Source organism: Pseudomonas rustica (assembly GCF_049959085.1).
Classification (GTDB): domain Bacteria; phylum Pseudomonadota; class Gammaproteobacteria; order Pseudomonadales; family Pseudomonadaceae; genus Aquipseudomonas; species Aquipseudomonas rustica.
The window spans coordinates 867,114-885,618 of record NZ_CP188200.1; the positions used below are offsets into that span (position 1 = coordinate 867,114).

General features: G+C 58.9%; 13 protein-coding genes and 1 riboswitch. Of the genes, 11 read left to right on the plus strand and 2 right to left on the minus strand.

Translation table 11 applies throughout. From position 1 onward, the window contains the following. Nucleotide 1: 1 nt before the first annotated feature. From ACP3TY_RS04135 to argR, 3 genes are all read left to right on the plus strand, one after another. Nucleotides 2-1,114, plus strand: coding sequence for a M14 family metallopeptidase (locus ACP3TY_RS04135; RefSeq protein ID WP_282358401.1), 1,113 nt, complete (start codon nucleotides 2-4; stop codon nucleotides 1,112-1,114). Nucleotides 1,115-1,141: 27 nt separating this feature from the next. After that, nucleotides 1,142-1,906, plus strand: coding sequence for an ABC transporter ATP-binding protein (locus tag ACP3TY_RS04140; RefSeq protein ID WP_007912705.1), 765 nt, complete (start codon nucleotides 1,142-1,144; stop codon nucleotides 1,904-1,906). Nucleotides 1,907-2,172: 266 nt separating this feature from the next. After that, entirely contained in the window at nucleotides 2,173-3,153 is a 981-nt protein-coding gene (gene argR / locus ACP3TY_RS04145; protein ID WP_034153329.1) for a transcriptional regulator ArgR, read from the plus strand. 25 nt (nucleotides 3,154-3,178) lie between these two features. Here the strand turns inward: argR and ACP3TY_RS04150 are convergent, their stop codons facing one another. Beyond that, nucleotides 3,179-8,212 carry a dermonecrotic toxin domain-containing protein gene (locus tag ACP3TY_RS04150; RefSeq protein ID WP_426619297.1) on the minus strand — a complete coding sequence of 1,678 codons (5,034 nt, stop codon included), beginning with the start codon at nucleotides 8,210-8,212 and terminating at the stop codon, nucleotides 3,179-3,181. A gap of 302 nt (nucleotides 8,213-8,514) precedes the next feature. Between ACP3TY_RS04150 and ACP3TY_RS04155 the strand changes: the two genes are divergently transcribed. The 7 genes from ACP3TY_RS04155 (at nucleotide 8,515) to astE (ending at nucleotide 16,367) form a co-directional block, all read left to right on the plus strand. Next, nucleotides 8,515-9,735: an aspartate aminotransferase family protein gene (locus ACP3TY_RS04155; RefSeq protein WP_426619298.1), complete on the plus strand. Its 1,221-nt coding sequence runs from the start codon at nucleotides 8,515-8,517 to the stop codon at nucleotides 9,733-9,735. A 214-nt stretch (nucleotides 9,736-9,949) separates the two neighbouring features. Further along, nucleotides 9,950-10,969 carry an arginine/ornithine succinyltransferase subunit alpha gene (gene aruF / locus ACP3TY_RS04160; protein ID WP_053122867.1) on the plus strand — a complete coding sequence of 340 codons (1,020 nt, stop codon included), beginning with the start codon at nucleotides 9,950-9,952 and terminating at the stop codon, nucleotides 10,967-10,969. A gap of 51 nt (nucleotides 10,970-11,020) precedes the next feature. After that, a complete protein-coding gene (gene astA, locus ACP3TY_RS04165) occupies nucleotides 11,021-12,046 on the plus strand; it encodes an arginine N-succinyltransferase (RefSeq protein ID WP_053122864.1) in 1,026 nt (341 codons plus the stop codon). Continuing rightward, nucleotides 12,043-13,512 (plus strand): succinylglutamate-semialdehyde dehydrogenase, encoded by a 1,470-nt coding sequence (astD, locus tag ACP3TY_RS04170; RefSeq protein ID WP_426620427.1) that lies wholly within the window; start codon nucleotides 12,043-12,045, stop codon nucleotides 13,510-13,512. The genes astA and astD overlap by 4 nt, the downstream gene beginning before the upstream one ends. Before the next feature lie 137 nt (nucleotides 13,513-13,649). Beyond that, entirely contained in the window at nucleotides 13,650-14,996 is a 1,347-nt protein-coding gene (gene astB / locus ACP3TY_RS04175) for an N-succinylarginine dihydrolase (protein WP_053122860.1), read from the plus strand. Nucleotides 14,997-15,053: 57 nt separating this feature from the next. Beyond that, entirely contained in the window at nucleotides 15,054-15,344 is a 291-nt protein-coding gene (locus ACP3TY_RS04180; RefSeq protein ID WP_008077915.1) for a hypothetical protein, read from the plus strand. Nucleotides 15,345-15,356: 12 nt separating this feature from the next. Then, nucleotides 15,357-16,367 (plus strand): succinylglutamate desuccinylase, encoded by a 1,011-nt coding sequence (astE, locus tag ACP3TY_RS04185; protein ID WP_426619299.1) that lies wholly within the window; start codon nucleotides 15,357-15,359, stop codon nucleotides 16,365-16,367. Nucleotides 16,368-16,511: 144 nt separating this feature from the next. Here astE and ACP3TY_RS04190 read toward each other — a convergent pair whose 3' ends face one another. Further along, nucleotides 16,512-17,021: a 6,7-dimethyl-8-ribityllumazine synthase gene (locus tag ACP3TY_RS04190; protein ID WP_007919335.1), complete on the minus strand. Its 510-nt coding sequence runs from the start codon at nucleotides 17,019-17,021 to the stop codon at nucleotides 16,512-16,514. Nucleotides 17,022-17,122: 101 nt separating this feature from the next. After that, nucleotides 17,123-17,294: riboswitch (FMN riboswitch) on the minus strand. Nucleotides 17,295-17,492: 198 nt separating this feature from the next. On the opposite strand from ACP3TY_RS04190, the gene ltaE reads away from it, so the two are divergent. Next, a complete protein-coding gene (ltaE, locus tag ACP3TY_RS04195) occupies nucleotides 17,493-18,497 on the plus strand; it encodes a low-specificity L-threonine aldolase (protein ID WP_426619300.1) in 1,005 nt (334 codons plus the stop codon). The last annotated feature ends 8 nt before the right edge of the window (nucleotides 18,498-18,505 follow it).

Here is an 18,505-nt window from a genome sequence, read left to right on the forward strand (position 1 = left end):
TATGGAACGCATCGACCACGTTTTGCCGTGGAGCCATTTGGGCAGCGAGCGCAAGATTTCCGTATTCCGCTTCGGACGCGGCGAGCGCAAGGCCTACATTCAGGCCAGCCTGCACGCTGATGAATTGCCGGGCATGCGCACTGCTTGGGAGCTGAAAAAGCGCCTCGGCGAACTCGAAGCCAAAGGCTTGCTCAACGGTGTCATCGAACTGGTGCCAGTCGCCAACCCGTTGGGTCTCGGGCAATTGCTGCAAGGCAATCATCAGGGCCGTTTCGAGGCGGGCAGCGGCAAGAATTTCAACCGTGATTTCGTTGAGCTGAGCGCACCGGTTGCGGCCGCTTTGGCTGACAGTCTCGGTGATGATCCGCACGCCAATGTGCGTCTGATTCGTCAGGCGATGGCCGATCATCTCGCCGCATTACCGGAGGCGAGCAGCCAGTTGCAAGGCATGCAGCGTGTGTTGCTCAGCCATGCCTGCACCGCCGATGTGGTGCTCGATCTGCATTGCGATGCCGAAGCCGCGCTGCACATGTATGCGTTGCCGCAGCACTGGCCGCAGTGGCGTTCGCTGGCCGCACACCTGAATGTGCGCGTGGGTTTGCTGGCGGAAGATTCCGGCGGCAGCTCGTTCGATGAGGCTTGCTCGTTGCCGTGGTTGCGTCTGTCGCGTCAGTTCCCCGATGCGCAGATTCCGTTGGCGTGCCTGGCCACGACAATCGAATTGGGCGGCCAGGCCGACACCGGTCGCGCGGAGGCCGAGGCGTATGCTGAAGGCATTCTGGCGTTCCTCGCCGAGCAAGGTTTGATCACCGGCGAGTGGCCGAATCCTGCGCACGAAGCGTGCGAAGGCATGCCGTTCGAAGGCACCGAATTGCTCCTCGCACCGCACCCTGGCGTCGTAAGTTTTCTGCGCAAGCCCGGCGAGTGGGTCGAGGCGGGCGACGAGATTTTTGAAGTGATTGATCCTGTGTCCGATCGGGTCAGCACGGTGTGTGCTGGTACCTCCGGGGTGCTGTTTGCCATTGAACGGCTGCGCTATGCCCAACCCGGTTTCTGGCTGGCCAAGGTGGCGGGGCGCGAAGCGCTGCGTCACGGGCGCTTGCTCAACGACTGACTGACTGTTTTTGTGAGAACCGACCGCATGTACAAACTTGAAGTCCAAGACCTGCATAAACGCTATGGCAGTCACGAAGTGCTCAAGGGCGTGTCCCTGAAAGCGGCAGCTGGCGATGTGATCAGCATCATCGGCTCCAGTGGCTCCGGCAAAAGTACTTTCCTGCGCTGCATCAACCTGCTCGAGCAGCCGCACGCGGGCAAGATTCTGCTCAACAACGAAGAGCTGAAACTGGTGGCGAACAAGGACGGCGCGCTGAAAGCCGCTGATCCGAAGCAGCTGCAACGCATGCGTTCGCGCCTGTCGATGGTGTTCCAGCATTTCAACCTGTGGTCGCACATGACCGCGATTGAAAACATCATGGAAGCGCCGGTTCACGTGCTCGGCGTACCCAAGTACGAAGCGCGCGAAAAAGCCGAGTACTACCTGAACAAGGTCGGCGTGGCCCATCGTAAAGATGCGTTCCCGGGCCACATGTCCGGTGGCGAGCAACAGCGTGTGGCGATCGCCCGTGCACTGGCGATGGAACCTGAGGTGATGCTGTTCGACGAACCGACCTCGGCCCTCGACCCTGAATTGGTTGGCGACGTGCTGAAGGTGATGCAAGCGCTGGCTCAGGAAGGTCGCACCATGGTCGTGGTAACACACGAAATGGGCTTCGCCCGTGAAGTGTCGAACCAGTTGGTGTTCCTGCACAAAGGCGTGGTTGAAGAAAGCGGCAACCCGCGTGAAGTGCTGGTGAATCCGCAATCAGAACGTTTGCAACAATTCCTCTCGGGCAGCCTCAAGTAATCGCTGCCGTTATGCACCAAATTAGGTCATGCTTCGCGACCTGAAGGTTGGCTCCAATCCACTGTAGGAGCTGCCGAAGGCTGCGATCTTTTGATCTGTTTTTGAAGATCAAAAGATCGCAGCCTCGTTTCACTCGACAGCTCCTACAGGGGAAAGGCATTTCATTCCCGATGATGGATCTGCGTCAGGCTCAAGATTTGTGTTCATTTACGGGCTAGCATTGGCCCATGCCTTCATCACTGTTCTTCGCTTCGGATTGCCCGCCCATGACTGCCCATCGAATTGGTTTCCTGATTTGGCCCAGCACTAAAGCGTTGACGCTGGCGCTGGCGGAGGAAGCCTTGCGTGTTGCTCAGCGGGTGCACCCGGACGTGGTTTACGAACTGTCGTTCCTGCAAGCCGAACCTCCGGCAGAAGGCGCATGGCAACTGCCCGGTGAAGCGTGGACCGGCAAGCTCGAAAACTTCCAGAAACTGTTCCTGCTCGCTGACGAGCCGCCGACCACATTGGCCCCGGCACTCAGCAGTGCGCTCAAGCAATTGGTACGTGCCGGTACGGTCATCGGCGGTTTGTCTGCCGGTGTGTATCCGTTGGCACAACTCGGTTTGCTCGACGGTTATCGCGCTGCCGTGCACTGGCGCTGGCAGGATGATTTCGCCGAGCGCTTCCCGAAAGTCATCGCCACCAGTCATCTGTTCGACTGGGATCGTGATCGCCTGACTGCCTGCGGCGGCATGTCGGTTCTCGATTTGCTGTTGGCGGTACTGGCCCGCGATCACGGTGCGGAATTGGCCGGCGCCGTTTCGGAAGAACTGGTCGTCGAGCGCATTCGCGAAGGTGGCGAGCGTCAGCGCATCCCGTTGCAGAACCGTCTCGGCTCCAGCCATCCGAAGCTCACCCAAGCGGTGTTGCTGATGGAAGCCAACATCGAAGAGCCGCTGACCACCGACGAAATCGCCCAGCACGTGTGCGTGTCCCGTCGTCAGTTGGAGCGCATCTTCAAGCAATACCTCAACCGTGTGCCGAGCCAGTACTACCTGGAATTGCGCCTGAACAAGGCCCGGCAGATGTTGATGCAAACCAGCAAGTCGATCATCCAGATCGGCCTGTCGTGTGGCTTCTCATCTGGGCCGCATTTCTCCAGCGCCTACCGCAATTTCTTCGGCGCCACGCCGCGGGAAGATCGCAACCAGCGGCGCAGCAGCAGCCCGTTTGAATTGTCATCGGTGCCGCCAGAGCGTGGGTGATGATTGCGCTCAGGAGTCGGTGAATTTATTCGTCGATTTCCGAGCCTTCGGACGTTGAAACTTCCATCTCCGCCTCCTCTATCGTGTTCTCGATACCAAAGTCCATGCCGTGCTTTTTGAAGTAGGCGGTGAGAATTATCTTGCTCTGTTCGTTGAACGGATTGCCGCGCAGATTAATGACTTCGGCCATTTCCCCAGGCAGCTCGAGCAGGTCGCTGGGCATCTCGGTGATGGCATTGCCGCTTAAATCGGCGTTACCCAAGTGTTGAAGTTGGAACAGGCCCTCCGGGATTCTGCTGATGCCGGTATTGTTGAGCGTCAATCCCCTGAGGTTGCTTAACTGCCTCAGGTCCGGGGTGCGCCCCAACGTGTTGTAGCTCAAGTCGAGAAACTCCAGCTCTACCATTTCCCCCAGTGCGGCAACGCTCTGTGCGCTCAGGCTGATGTTGCATTCGGTCAGGTAGAGCGCCGTCAGATTGCCCATCTTGAACACGGCCTGAGGAATGTCTTCGAGTGAAAACTCACGAATGTTCAACGTTCTGAGGTTGGGGAAATTGTGCAGGAATTGGTTGGCGCCGGAGGTTGCGCCCTCTTCGCTGAACAGGGTCAAGGTCGAGACATGACTGAAATCAGCGTGCAAAGCAGGAAGCTCGCCGATGACAGTGGTGGGCAGGTTGAGCTCGTAGAGTGATTCACCGCTTTCGCCCACCTCATCAAACTCGCTTTCCCTGCGCCAGCATTCTTCGACAAGGGTTTTGAATTCATCCCGAGCCGCGTGTTCTTCCGCCAGTTCGAGTGCTGTAAACGGTGCTTGGCTAAAGGGATTTATCGCTGGGATATTGCCGGTCCAGGCCGCGAGATCGGTGCTCATGGTTCTGAACTCATCTTCCAGTCGAGTCAGCGCGAGTCTTGCATCCTGCGTGAAGCCCGGCATGCGGTAGAAAAACAGACTGGCTTCTTCGACATTGAATAAAGAATAAAGCTGCCGGATTCGCGCGATATCAACAGGCTCGCTGAGCACTCCCAGTGTCTGTCCGGATTGATGAAAATGCGCTCTGATTCTGTCGCGTGTCGCGGTCGATACCGGGTTGTGGGCGAAATCGAAGCCCGAAGTAATCTCGGGCGGGGAGAGGAAAAACGCCTGCGGTATGTCGCTGATCTGGTTGTTATTGAAGATGCCTGTATTCAGTGAGGGATGGCCTGCCAGACCGTTTGGAATGCGGGTGATGCCGGTGTCGGCAAGATCGATGTAACTCAGTTCAGGCATCGCTGTGATGCTGGGTGTGCGTCCCAGAGGATTGCCGTACAAATCCAGCGCAGTGAGGCTTTTCAGATTGTTAAGCGTTGCCTCTGCCGCGTCGTCCAGAGTGATACCACATTCGGCGAGTATCAGTTGATCCAGTTGCGGCATGTTGCTGATTGCTTGAGGAAGGCTGCCGAGATTGAAACTGCGGATTTCCAGATGCCGTAATTTTGGAAAACTTTGCAAAAAGTAGTTGATGCCAAGTGCGGCCGGACTGCCTTCCAGGGATAAGTGCGTGATGTGGCTGAAGTCCGCAGTCAGTTGTGGAAATTCGCCAATGATCGGTCGGGCGAAGTTCAGCAGGCTGCCAGCCTCGGGTGATGCTTCGTCGAGTGTGGTTCGCTTGAGCCAGCAATGCTGGACTACCTCTTTAAAAACCAGTCGATCAAATTGCGCCTCAGCAAACGCCGTTGCGTCGACGTGAACACCGGTTAGCGGATGGTGCGCCGGGGTTTGAGTCGTCCAGACATGCAGGTCGAGCTGCAGTTTTGCGTACTCGGCTCGCAGGCGCGAAAGCTCGATGCGCGGGCCGTCAGGATGGTCATGCAGCCTTTGCATAAAGGTTTGCAGCTGTGGCTCGGTGAGGGATGGATTGAGCTCCATGGCGCGCTGCTCCAGAGTCGGAGCGCGAGGGCGCAGGCGGCGATGGCCTTCGGTGCCGCCCGGCAATCGCATGAAATTCGGGTCGTAAGCAGGTTTGAGCTGGCGATGTTGTGACAACAATTTTTGCAGGTCTTCGCGCGCCAGTGCGTTATCGCGCAGGCTGTATTTGAGTTTTGCGCTTTCGCCGATATTGATGTTCAGGGAGTGGCGTGCGTCGTCCGGCAGAGCTTGCAATATGGCGCTGTAGAAATCCTGCGGTGCCGACAAAGCCTGTCCTTGTTCATCGAATGCCTGATAACGCGCATCTTCAAGCTGCACCAGCGTCTTGCGCACCTCGGCATCTTGCTGGCCGACACTGTCGCGCAGCGTGCCTTCAAAACCGAATTCACGAACGTCGATGCGCAGGTGGTCCGGCCAGCCGGCGAGTTTCTCGAGTGAGTGCAGCGCCAATCGATGCGTGTCGAGCTGGTTGATCGAGTCAAGGTAGAAGCCTTCGAAGGCGCGAGTGCTGCGCACTTCGTCCATCGCCCAACGTGCGAGCTGCACCAGTCGTTTGGGCACTGGCAGTTGTTTCAGTTGTTGCCGTTCTCGGCCGGTGGCGGCGCGTAATATTTCCCGTGCGAGGCTGGTGGGCAGGCCCGGTGTTGTGTCGATGAGTGCGTCCACGCCGGCGTCAGTTATGTGTTCGCTCGCCCGATAGCGGGTGTCGAACAGGATGTTGCTGCGTTCCGTGGCAATTTTTGCCAGAGTTTTTCTAAGGGTACGGGCGCGTGCGGTATGTGCCTGTGGTGGTAGCCCGGGATCTTCTTTGAGCAGTGTTTTAAGTTCGCTCTCGTCGAGCTCCAACAGCAAGTTGGCGAGCAGATCGCCAGAGTTCGTCAGCTCAATCGCAGGAAGATCAGGACGACTGCTTTGCCACACGGTTTCACCTTGCTGATCGAGTAATCGCAGGCTTTTGTTTTCCGGCCATGGGCAATGTTCGGTGAGCAATTTCAGTTGAGTGACCGGATCCGCTTGCGCATATTCCTCTGCGTCGGGGCTGTTCATTTGTTCGATGAACGTGCGGATGTTCTTGTCGATGGAAAAGCGCTTGAGGGTGTCATCCAGCAGCGGCGGTAATGGTTTGCGTTCGGCGTGGAATTTGCGCAAGACGTCTTCGTGATAGCCGCTGGCGTTCAGCGCCTGTTCCAGTTCAACCGGCGATAACGTGTCGATGGTATGACCGATGCGACGCAACAGTTTGTCAGTCGACCAGCTCAACGGTTGATCGAGCTCGGTCTGCCAGGTGCCGGTGTGGAAGTGTTCGAGGGCGGGGGGGTAAGCGTCCGGACGGTTTGGGTGTTCGATACGAAAGCCATAAGGTTCGGGGGCTGGTCTCACTGCGAACACTTTACCATCCAGCGGCAGGAGTAATTTTCCTTGATGCTGATACAGTCCGTTTTGTTTGGGAACCGAATATTTCGGCAGGGCAATATCCTGCTCGTAAGGACGAAGATCCGGTTTCCAGTAGAGGGTTTTGCCGTTCGGGGCGGTCACGGGTTTGAACCGGTCGATAAAACGTACGACGTGTTGCGGCAATACGTTACGAAATTCACCGGCAACCAGTAGGCCGCCGCCCGCAAAGATCCCCAGTTGCACCACCGATTCAACGGCATCCATCAAGTGCAAAAAGGCTTCTGTTCGCTGGCCTTGCGCCCATTCGATGATGCCTTCGAAAGTCTCGTCCAGTAGCTGATAGGCCATGTAGCCGAGCATCAATTCGCCAAGAAACGGTACGAACGGCATGGCCGCGAACGCTGCAATTGTCAGCAGCGTGGAAGCGACGCTCATCAGCGAATCCCACAGTGCCCAGCGCGCCTGTTGATCCACTCGCGCCGTGGAAACCGCTAGGCTTTGTCCGTCGTTGAGGATTTTGTTCAGTGCATCTTCGAACTGCTGTTGCCATAACGGAAGCTCAATGATGTCGGCGACAAACTGCAGGTCGGGCTTCTCGATAGCGACTTCGCGCCAAGCCGGGCGCGGATCACCTTGTTCGTGGGGGAAGTACTGCACGTGGCTCAGGCGCGATTTCAAGGTGCTGAAGAAGCGACCGCGTTCGTTGTGCGCAATGAAGCGGCTGAAGAAATGCTGATAGTCGGAATCGCGTAATTGTCGGGTCAGCTCGGCAGCGAATTCTGCGCTGGACCCGTATTGCTTGATCGGGTGCTCGGGGTCGTTCGGTACGTACACCACCAGCCGGCTTATCTGATCGCTGGCCTGAAGGTCAGGGGCAAACACAACAATGCCGTGCAACGGCGAAGACAGCAGCGATAAGGTTTGACTGTGCAAGGCCTGGCCATCAAGTCGCATTCCACGCAAGCCATCGATCAATCCGCTGATCAGCCGGTACAGGTCTTCCTGAATATCGTTGTTCATTCGCGCCTGCAGCAGGGCTGCTTTCAATGCAGACTTTTGACTGATCTGGACGTGCAGGCGCAGCGTCGCTGCCACATCGGGACGGTCGACACCCAACTGGCTTTGCAGGTGCTGTTGGTATTGCATGCCCAAATCGAGCGTTCGGCACAGTTTAATGAAGTCTGTGATTGGCATTGTCTGCGTGATGTCGGGCAGGGTTTCAAATTGCCCGAGGTTGTCCGGCGCAGTGATGAAGCAGGAGCTGTCATCGAAGGCGCCTGCTTCCGTTTCGTGAAGCTCGAAGTTGTGCAGGGCGGCATCGAGCATCGATACCGTCCAGATGCGTTCTGCACCAGTGGTGAAGCCAAACCACGGATTTTTAGCGGGGATGTAAAGGCGCACGAAGGTGTTTTTGACGTCGAGCGTCCGGCCGACCTGATCCTTGATCGCTGCTGCCAGCAACGGTGCGGCAAAAGCATCGACGTTCTTTAGGTCGGCGAGCAGGCGATCCACCTGGTTTTGCGCGGTCCAGTGCTGGGCATTCAGCACGCGTAATTGCGCGTGATGCTGGCGAGGCGTTGCGGCGTGCCAGTCTGCCAAGTGCGGGATTACGCGCCCGAGAGCTTCACGTTTTTGCGCCGAGGCGTTCGCCAGCCAATCCGGCGTGGTATCAAGCAAATGCACGAAGTGCGCGTCGTCGTGATCAAGATCGAGGGCGTCAAGACGACCGGTAGATTGAAGCGGTTGTGACAGGTTCATACGCTCATCCATTAGCGTGTGGAGAGCGCCCAGCAAATCAGAAAAAAAATCATCATGTGCGGTACATAGTTACCGCACATGGAATTCTTCGATCAAATACAGTGAAGCCACCGCAGATCCGCCCGGGCAGTTTAAACTGCGCCTTTGCGACGCTATATGTCGCATTGCCGTAAACCCGGGAAAATCCGGGGTTTGCGCTATAAGAAGTTGTCGCTTGGCGGCAAGGCCGGGCTGAAAACTGTCCTTACAATCCCCCCATCGCTCGCCAGTTTCAGGCGGGTGTTCCTCTTCAGGAGACTCCGATGTCCGTTGAGCACGCTGCGGTACAACGCGCCGATTTCGACCAGGTAATGGTTCCCAACTACGCGCCTGCCGCTTTCATTCCGGTGCGTGGCGCCGGTTCCCGCGTCTGGGATCAGGCCGGCCGCGAGCTGATCGACTTCGCCGGCGGGATTGCCGTTAACGTATTGGGCCACGCGCACCCGGCGCTGGTCGGTGCATTGACCGAACAGGCGAACAAGCTGTGGCACGTGTCCAACGTGTTCACCAACGAGCCAGCCCTGCGTCTTGCGCACAAGCTGATCGACGCCACGTTCGCCGAGCGCGTGTTCTTCTGCAACTCCGGCGCTGAAGCCAACGAGGCCGCTTTCAAGCTGGCCCGTCGTGTTGCATTCGATCGTTTTGGCACTGAGAAATACGAAATCATCGCCGCGCTGAACAGCTTCCACGGCCGTACTTTGTTCACTGTTAACGTCGGTGGCCAGTCGAAGTATTCCGACGGTTTCGGCCCGAAAATCACCGGCATCACCCACGTTCCTTATAACGACCTGGCCGCGCTGAAAGCGGCGGTTTCCGACAAGACCTGTGCGGTCGTGCTGGAACCGATCCAGGGCGAGGGCGGCGTGCTGCCAGCCGAACTGGCTTACCTGCAAGGTGCCCGCGAACTCTGCGACGCGAACAACGCGCTGCTGGTGTTCGACGAAGTGCAAACCGGCATGGGCCGCAGCGGCAAGCTGTTCGCCTACCAGCATTACGGCGTGACCCCGGATATCCTGACCAGCGCCAAGAGCCTGGGCGGCGGTTTCCCGATCGCGGCGATGCTGACCACCGAAGCGCTGGCCAAACATCTGGTTGTCGGCACTCACGGCACCACCTACGGCGGCAACCCGCTGGCGTGCGCGGTCGCTGAAGCGGTGATCGACGTGATCAATACCCCGGAAGTGCTGAACGGCGTGAACGCCAAGCACGACAAGTTCAACGCGCGCCTCGAGCAGATCGGCGAGAAATACGGCCTGTTCACTCAGGTGCGTGGCCTCGGTCTGCTGATCGGCTGTGTGCTGAGCGATGCGTGGAAAGGCAAGGCCAAAGACATCTTCAACGCCGCTGAAAAAGAAGGCCTGATGATTCTGCAAGCCGGCCCGGACGTGATCCGTTTCGCCCCGAGCCTGGTGGTGGAAGACGCTGATATCGATGCCGGTCTGGATCGTTTCGAGCGCGCGGCTGCAGCACTGACGCAAGCCTGATAGACCCTTCGGCGCCTGGAGCTTTTCAGGCGTCGATCAAAATTTTGATGCCGGACCAGATCAACTGTAGGAGTGAGCCTGCTCGCGATTGCGGTATGTCAGTCGACTCATTGGTTTCTGACAGACCGCAATCGCGAGCAGGCTCACTCCTACTGATCTCCATGTAGGCCCGGTTATTTCTTCTGTGAATTGATAAGAGAAAAGGAGTGACACCATGCTGGTGATGCGCCCCGCGCAAATGGCTGATCTGGGCGAGGTACAGCGTCTGGCTGCGGACAGCCCGATTGGTGTCACTTCCTTGCCGGATGACGTGGAACGTCTGAGCGACAAGATCGCCGCGAGCGAAGCGTCGTTTTCCGCCGAAGTGAGCTTCAACGGTGAAGAGAGCTATTTCTTCGTCCTCGAAGAATCCACCACCGGCAAATTGGTCGGTTGCTCGGCAATTGTCGCGTCCGCCGGTTACTCGGAACCGTTCTACAGCTTCCGTAACGAGACCTTCGTCCACGCTTCCCGCGAGCTGAAGATCCACAACAAGATTCACGTGCTCTCGCAGTGCCACGACCTGACCGGCAACAGCTTGCTGACCAGTTTCTACGTGCAGCGTGAGCTGGTCGGGTCGCCGTGGTCGGAGCTGAATTCCCGTGGCCGTCTGCTGTTCGTCGCCAGCCATCCCGAACGTTTCGCTGATTCGGTGGTGACCGAGATCGTTGGTTACAGCGATGAGAATGGCGACTCGCCGTTCTGGGACGCGATTGGTCGTAACTTCTTCGACCTCAATTACGCCGAAGCCGAACGCCTGTGCGGGCTGAAAAGCCGCACGTTCCTCGCCGAGCTGATGCCGCACTACCCGATCTACGTGCCGCTGCTGCCGGACTCCGCCCAAGAGGCGATGGGCCAGGTGCACCCGCGTGCGCAGATCACCTTCGACATCCTGATGCGCGAAGGCTTTGAGACCGATCACTACATCGACATTTTCGACGGTGGGCCGACCCTGCATGCGCGTGTTTCGGGGATCCGTTCGATCGCCCAGAGCCGCGTGGTGCCAGTGAAGATCGGCGAGCCGGTGAAAGGCGCCGGACGCCAGTATCTGGTGGCCAACGCGCAGTTGCAGGATTACCGCGCGGTGCTGCTGGAACTGGATTACGCGCCGGGTAAACCGGTGACTCTGGATCTGGAAGCGGCCGAAGCCCTGGGCGTCGGTGAAGGTGCCAGCGTGCGCCTGGTGGCGGTTTAACGCCTTAGCGAGTTTCACGGGTGGCGAAGGCGGCCCGTTTGAGGAGATAGCATGATTGTTCGTCCCGTACGCAGCAGCGATTTATCCGCGCTGATCGACCTGGCCCGTAGCACCGGCACCGGTTTGACTACTTTGCCGGCCAACGAAGAACGTCTGGCCCACCGGGTCGGCTGGGCCGAGAAGACTTTTCGCGGCGAAGCTGGCCGTGGTGATGCGGACTACCTGTTCGTGCTCGAAGACGATGACGGCCGCGTGGTGGGGATTTCCGCCATTGCCGGCGCGGTCGGCATGCGTGAGCCTTGGTACAACTTCCGTGTCGGCCTGACCGTCAGCGCCTCGCAAGAACTGAATATCTATCGCGAGATTCCGACGCTGTTTCTCGCCAACGACCTCACCGGTAATTCCGAGCTGTGCTCGTTGTTCCTGCACGCCGATTACCGCAGCGGTCTGAACGGTCGCATGCTGTCGAAGGCGCGGATGCTGTTCATCGCGGAATTCCCTGAATTGTTCGGCAACAAGATCATCGCCGAAATGCGCGGTGTCTCCGATGACGCCGGTCGTTCGCCGTTCTGGGAAAGCCTCGGTCGGCACTTCTTCAAGATGGAATTCAGCCAGGCCGATTACCTCACCGGTGTCGGCAACAAGGCGTTCATCGCTGAACTGATGCCGAAATTCCCGCTGTACACCTGCTTCCTGTCCGAAGGCGCGCGTCAGGTCATCGGCCAGGTTCACCCGGACACCGAGCCAGCCTTGGCGATGCTCAAGGGCGAAGGTTTCAGCTATCAGGGTTACGTCGACATCTTCGACGCCGGCCCGGCCATCGAATGCGAAACCGGCAAGATCCGCGCGGTGCGTGACAGCGAAGCGCTGGTGCTGGCTGTGGGTACGCCGGGCGATGACGCCACGCCGTTCATCATCCATAACCGCAAGCGCGAAGACTGCCGCATCACCGCTGCGCCGGCGCGTCTCGCTGCCGGGACTTTGGTGGTCGATCCGCAGACCGCCAAACGTCTTCAACTCAACGCTGGCGATCAAGTGCGCGCCGTGGCGTTGTCCGCTGCACGGGAGTCGAAATAATGAATTCGCTATACATCGCAGGTGAGTGGCTGGCCGGTCAGGGCGAGGCCTTTCAATCGCTAAACCCGGTGACCCAGCAAGTGCTGTGGTCGGGGGAGGGCGCCACGGCGGCTCAGGTTGAATCGGCTGTGCAAGCTGCACGTCAGGCGTTTCCAGGCTGGGCGCGTCGCACGCTGGACGAGCGCATCACGGTGCTTGAGGCTTTCGCCGCGTCGCTGAAAAACCACGCTGACGAACTGGCTCGCACCATTGGTGAAGAGACCGGCAAACCGCTGTGGGAATCGGCGACCGAAGTGACCAGCATGGTCAACAAGATCGCGATTTCGGTGCAGAGCTACCGCGAGCGTACCGGTGAGAAGAGCGGCCCGTTGGGCGACGCCACTGCTGTGCTGCGCCACAAACCGCACGGCGTGGTCGCAGTATTCGGCCCTTACAACTTCCCTGGCCACTTGCCAAACGGCCACATCGTTCCGGCATTGCTGGCGGGTAACAGCGTGCTGTTCAAGCCAAGCGAACTGACCCCGAAAGTGGCCGAGCTGACGGTCAAGTGCTGGATCGAAGCCGGTCTGCCAGCGGGTGTTCTGAACCTGGTACAAGGCGCCCGGGAAACCGGTATCGCGCTGGCCGCGAACCCGGGCATCGATGGTTTGTTCTTCACCGGTTCGAGCCGCACCGGCAATCATCTGCACCAGCAATTCGCCGGTCGTCCGGACAAGATTCTGGCGCTGGAGATGGGCGGTAACAACCCGCTGGTGGTTGATCAGGTCGCGGATCTGGATGCGGCGGTTTACACGATTATTCAGTCGGCGTTCATTTCTGCCGGTCAGCGTTGCACCTGCGCACGCCGTCTGCTGGTGCCGCAAGGCGCGTGGGGCGACAGCCTGTTGAAGCGTCTGGTTGAAGTCAGCGCGACCATTGAAGTCGGCGCATTCGATCAGCAACCGGCGCCGTTCATGGGCTCGGTGATTTCCCTCGGCGCGGCGAAAGCGCTGATGGACGCTCAAGAACATCTACTGGCCAACGGCGCAGTGTCGCTGCTGGAAATGACTCAGCCGCAAGCACAAGCCGCGTTGCTGACGCCGGGCATCGTTGATGTGACGGAGGTCGCCGAGCGTCCGGACGAAGAACTGTTCGGCCCGTTGCTGCAAGTGATCCGCTACGTTGATTTTGAAGCAGCGATCGTTGAAGCCAACAACACCGCTTATGGGCTTGCTGCTGGTTTGCTGTCGGATTCCGAAGCGCGTTATCAGCAGTTCTGGCTGGAAAGCCGTGCCGGCATCGTCAACTGGAACAAACAGCTGACCGGCGCTGCGAGCAGCGCGCCGTTTGGTGGCGTCGGTGCCTCGGGCAACCATCGCGCCAGCGCCTATTACGCAGCGGATTACTGCGCGTACCCGGTGGCGTCGCTGGAAACACCGAGCCTGGTGTTGCCATCGGCCCTTACGCCAGGCGTGAAGATGGCGTAACGGCCATCGCGAGCAGGCTCACTCCCACATTGGAATGCATTTCCCTGTGGGAGCGAGCCTGCTCGCGAAGGCCGCGCCTCGGTCGCAAAGAATAGTTACTGAAGCCTATAACAACAGATTCTCGTGGAGCCTCGCTGATGAAATCCTATGAAGTCAATTTTGACGGTCTAGTGGGGCCGACCCATAACTACGGTGGTCTGTCCTACGGCAACGTTGCGTCCCAGAGCAACAGCCAGCAATCTTCGAACCCGAAGGAAGCGGCGCTGCAAGGTCTGGCGAAGATGAAAGCGCTGATGGAAATGGGCTTTCAGCAAGGCGTACTGGCGCCGCAGGAGCGCCCGGACGTGGCCGCTCTGCGCCGTCTGGGTTTCAGCGGCACCGACGCACAGGTGATCGAACGCGCTGCCAAGGAAGCCATGCCGCTGTTGGTCGCCAGTTGCTCGGCGTCGAGCATGTGGGTAGCCAACGCCGCCACGGTCAGCCCGAGTGCCGACACTGCTGACGGTCGCGTGCATTTCACCGCCGCCAACCTCAATTGCAAATACCACCGCAGCATCGAGCACCCGACCACCAGCCGTGTGCTCGGCGCAATGTTCGCCAATCAGCAACACTTCGCCCATCACGCCGCATTGCCGGCGGTGGCGCAGTTCGGTGATGAAGGCGCGGCCAACCACACGCGTTTCTGCCGTGAGTATGGCGAGGCGGGCGTTGAGTTCTTTGTGTTCGGTCGCAGCGCGTTCGACAACCGTTTCCCGGCGCCGCAAAAGTACCCGGCGCGGCAGACCCTCGAAGCCTCGCAAGCCGTTGCGCGTCTGCACGGTCTACGTGATGAAGGCGTGGTTTACGCCCAGCAGAACCCGAACGTGATCGATCAGGGCGTGTTCCACAACGACGTGATTGCCGTGGGCAATGGCGAGGTCTTGTTCTATCACGAGGACGCGTTCCTCGACACCGAATCGATGCTGGCCGAGCTGCAAAGCAAACTGGCAAAAGTCGGTGGTAACTTCCAATCCGTGTGTGTGCCGCGTTCGGCAGTCACCGTGGATGACGCGGTGCGCTCGTACCTGTTCAACAGCCAATTGCTCTCGCGTCCTGACGGTTCGATGCTGTTGATCGTGCCGCAAGAGTGCCAGGCCAACGAACGCGTCTGGGCTTACCTGCAAAGCCTGACCAGCTCCGGCGGTCTGATCCGCGAAGTGAAGGTTTTCGATCTCAAGCAAAGCATGCAAAACGGCGGTGGTCCAGCGTGCCTGCGACTGCGCGTCGCGCTTAACGAAACCGAACTGGCGGCGGTCAACCCAGGGGTTATCATGACGGCACCGTTGTACGGTTCGTTGACCGCATGGGTCGAGAAGCACTACCGCGATCGCCTGAGCGAAACCGATTTGGCGGATCCGCAGTTGTTGCTTGAATGCCGGACGGCACTGGATGAACTGACGCAAATCCTTAAACTGGGCGCGGTTTATCCATTCCAGATCAATTGATGGCCGGCGCGCCGCCTGAACGCGGCGCGCGGCTTGTCTCACCAAGAGAGTAAAAATATGAGCGATTCCCTGCAGCTGATCCTTGAAGACACCGACGGCACGCAACTGGAGACCTCCTGCACCCGCGTTGCGGTCATGTGGCAAGGCAAAGAGCTGTGGATCCAGCAGGACGGCCGTGGCCAGTTGCTGATCGGCGTGGACGTTGAAGAAGGTGACGCCGAATACGCCAACCTGCTGCTGCGCCCATTGGCGACTAATCTGGTAAGTCTGCAACTGGAAATGGAACCGGCTGACGCTGGCGACGACGAAGACCACGTGCACGGCCCGGATTGCAACCACGACCACTAAGGAAACCGCTCTATGCTCGCCCTCGGCAAACTGCTTGAACTGACCCTCGCCGGCCGCGAACCGGCGGAGAAGACTCAACTGACTGTCGAAGGCGTGCGTATGCGCTGGTTGAGCGAAGGGGCGCTGGAAGTCCGGCCACCCGAAGCGCGCGACAATGGCCTGGATCTGCTGCTGTCGGCAGGGATCCATGGCAACGAAACAGCGCCGATCGAGTTGCTTGATCGGCTGCTGCACGACATCGCACGCGGCGATCTGAAGCCGCGCGCACGCATTCTGTTTCTGTTCGGCAACCCCGAAGCGATTCGCAAAGGCGAGCGCTTTGTCGAGCAGGACGTCAATCGGCTGTTCAATGGCCGTCACGAACTAAGCAGTGGCTCAGAAGCGCTGCGAGCCTGTGAGCTGGAACGTTTGGCGGCGAGTTTCTTCAGCCTGCCGGATCGCCAGCGCCTGCACTACGACCTGCACACAGCGATTCGCGGCTCGAAGATCGAGCAGTTCGCGCTGTATCCGTGGAAGGAAGGTCGTCAGCATTCACGCCTTGAACTGGCGCGCCTGCGCGCTGCCGGGATGGAAGCGGTGCTGCTGCAGAACAAGCCGTCGATCGTGTTCAGCTCTTACACCTACGACAAGCTCGGCGCCGAGGCTTTCACGCTGGAACTGGGCAAGGCGCGGCCGTTCGGGCAGAACGACGGGGTTAACGTCTCGCTGCTGGAAACTCGCTTAAAGCAGATCATTGAAGGCACTGAACCAGAGATGGCTGAAGCGCAGCTGGATGGTTTGCAGTTGTTCAGTGTCGCGCGGGAAATCATCAAGCACAGCGATGCGTTCCGCCTGAACCTGCCGCAGGACATTGAAAACTTTTCCGAGTTGGAGGTGGGTTATGTGTTGGCCGAAGATCTGGCCAATACCCGCTGGATCATTGAGGAAGAGGGCGCACGCATCATCTTCCCAAATCCCAAGGTCAAGAACGGCTTGCGCGCGGGCATCCTGATCGTCCCGACCAGCGACGAAAACCTCGCCTGACCCTGCCACATTTTCCTGTAGGAGCTGCCGAAGGCTGCGATCTTTTGATCTTGTGGTTTTTTAAGATCAAAAGATCGCAGCCTTCGGCAGCTCCTACAGGTGATGATCGTTCCCGCGCGATGCATGGGAACGATCATCAGTGGGTCAGACCGCTACTGCATGCGGCTCAGTACGGCGCAGTGCACGAACCTTGCGCAGCGTATCCGCGCAAGTCCGCGCCGCTTCCTGACCCTTGTGTACAAAGTGCTCAAAGAAGAATTTCTGATGCTCGTCACCCGCATGGAAGTGATGCGGCGTCAGCGACACCGAGAACACCGGCACTTCGGTTTCCAGCTGCACTTGCATCAGGCCGCTGACCACCGATTGGGCAACGAATTCGTGACGGTAGATGCCGCCATCCACCACCAATGCAGCCGCAACGATGCCGGCATAACGACCGGTTTTGGCCAGCAACTTGGCGTGCAGAGGCATTTCAAAAGCGCCGCCGACTTCGAAGATGTCGATGTCCGATTCCTGATAACCCAGGGCAATCATTTCGGCGACGAAGCCTTTTCGGCTCTGGTCGACGATTTCTTTGTGCCAGCAGGCCTGGATGAACGCAACGCGCTCGCCGTGTGGGTGTTTGCTTTTGCTGTCGATAGCGGTGGGTTGCATGTTCTGACTCCTGTTTGTGTGAAAAACAGGGCGTTATGAATCGAAAGGGATTCAAGGGTGCGCACACGCACAACATCGCGCGGACGGCCCTTTGGCGTTAATCCCGTTCTCTCTTCATCCGGACTATGACCGTCGGCCCCGGGATCACACCGGGTCTGCTGACCTTGCCGCCGATCTCAACCGAAGTCGTATTCGTCGCCAAGCGCTCGCGGGCTATGCGCATTGCGCGCAATTACCGCCGGTGGGGAATTGCACCCCGCCCTGAGAACGTTTTTGCCGCCCTTTCGCGGGCGGCGCAGCGTTTTTAACACAGATTTTGTGTCTGTGCATTGCGCCTTTTTGATGATTGCCATCGAAAACCTGAAAGCCTTGAAACGAAAAATCCTTGCGCAAGGGTTGATTAATCCGCGCCATGACCGCAGTAATTCCACTTCGTAAAGGGATTTCCCCTGCTGAATTGAGGCCAGGTTCATGAGCGTTATCGATCTTCGCAGCGACACCGTCACCCAACCGACACCCGCCATGCTCGACGCGATGACCGCAGCCGATACCGGTGACGATGTGTACGGCGAAGACCCGACGGTCAATCGTCTGGAAGCCGAACTGGCTCAACGCTTGGGCTTTGCCGCCGCGCTGTTCGTGCCGACCGGCACCATGAGCAATCTGTTGGGATTGATGGCGCACTGCGAGCGCGGCGACGAATATGTCGTGGGTCAGCAGGCGCACACCTACAAGTACGAGGGCGGCGGCGCGGCGGTGCTCGGTTCGATTCAGCCGCAGCCGCTGGAAGTGCAGGCCGACGGTTCGCTGGATCTGGATCAAGTCGCGGCAGCGATTAAACCCGACGACTTCCATTTCGCTCGTACCCGTTTGCTGGCGCTGGAAAACACCATGCAAGGCAAAGTGCTGCCGCTGGAATATCTGGCGCGGGCGCGTAAATTCACCCAAGACCACGGCCTGCAGTTGCACCTCGACGGCGCGCGGCTTTACAACGCCGCGGTCAAGCTAGGTGTCGATGCGCGGGAAATCACTAAACATTTCGATTCGGTATCGGTGTGCCTGTCCAAAGGCCTCGGTGCGCCAGTGGGATCGGTGCTGTGCGGTTCCGAGCAACTGATCGGCAAGGCCCGCCGTTTGCGCAAAATGGTCGGCGGCGGCATGCGTCAGGCCGGGTTGCTGGCGGCGGCGGGGCTGTATGCGCTGGATCACAACGTCGAGCGTCTGGCGGATGACCACGCCAACGCGCAGTTTTTGGCCGATGGTCTGCGTGAAGCAGGTTTCACCGTTGAACCGGTGCAAACCAACATGGTTTATGTGCAAATGGGCGACACAGCCGAAGCGATCAAGGCGTTTGCCGGCGAACGCGGGATCAAGTTGAGCGCCGCCGCGCGTCTGCGTATGGTCACGCACATGGACGTCAGTCGCGCGCAAATCGAGCAAGTGATCGCGACATTCGTCGACTTTTCGCGCAAGTGACAGCGTTA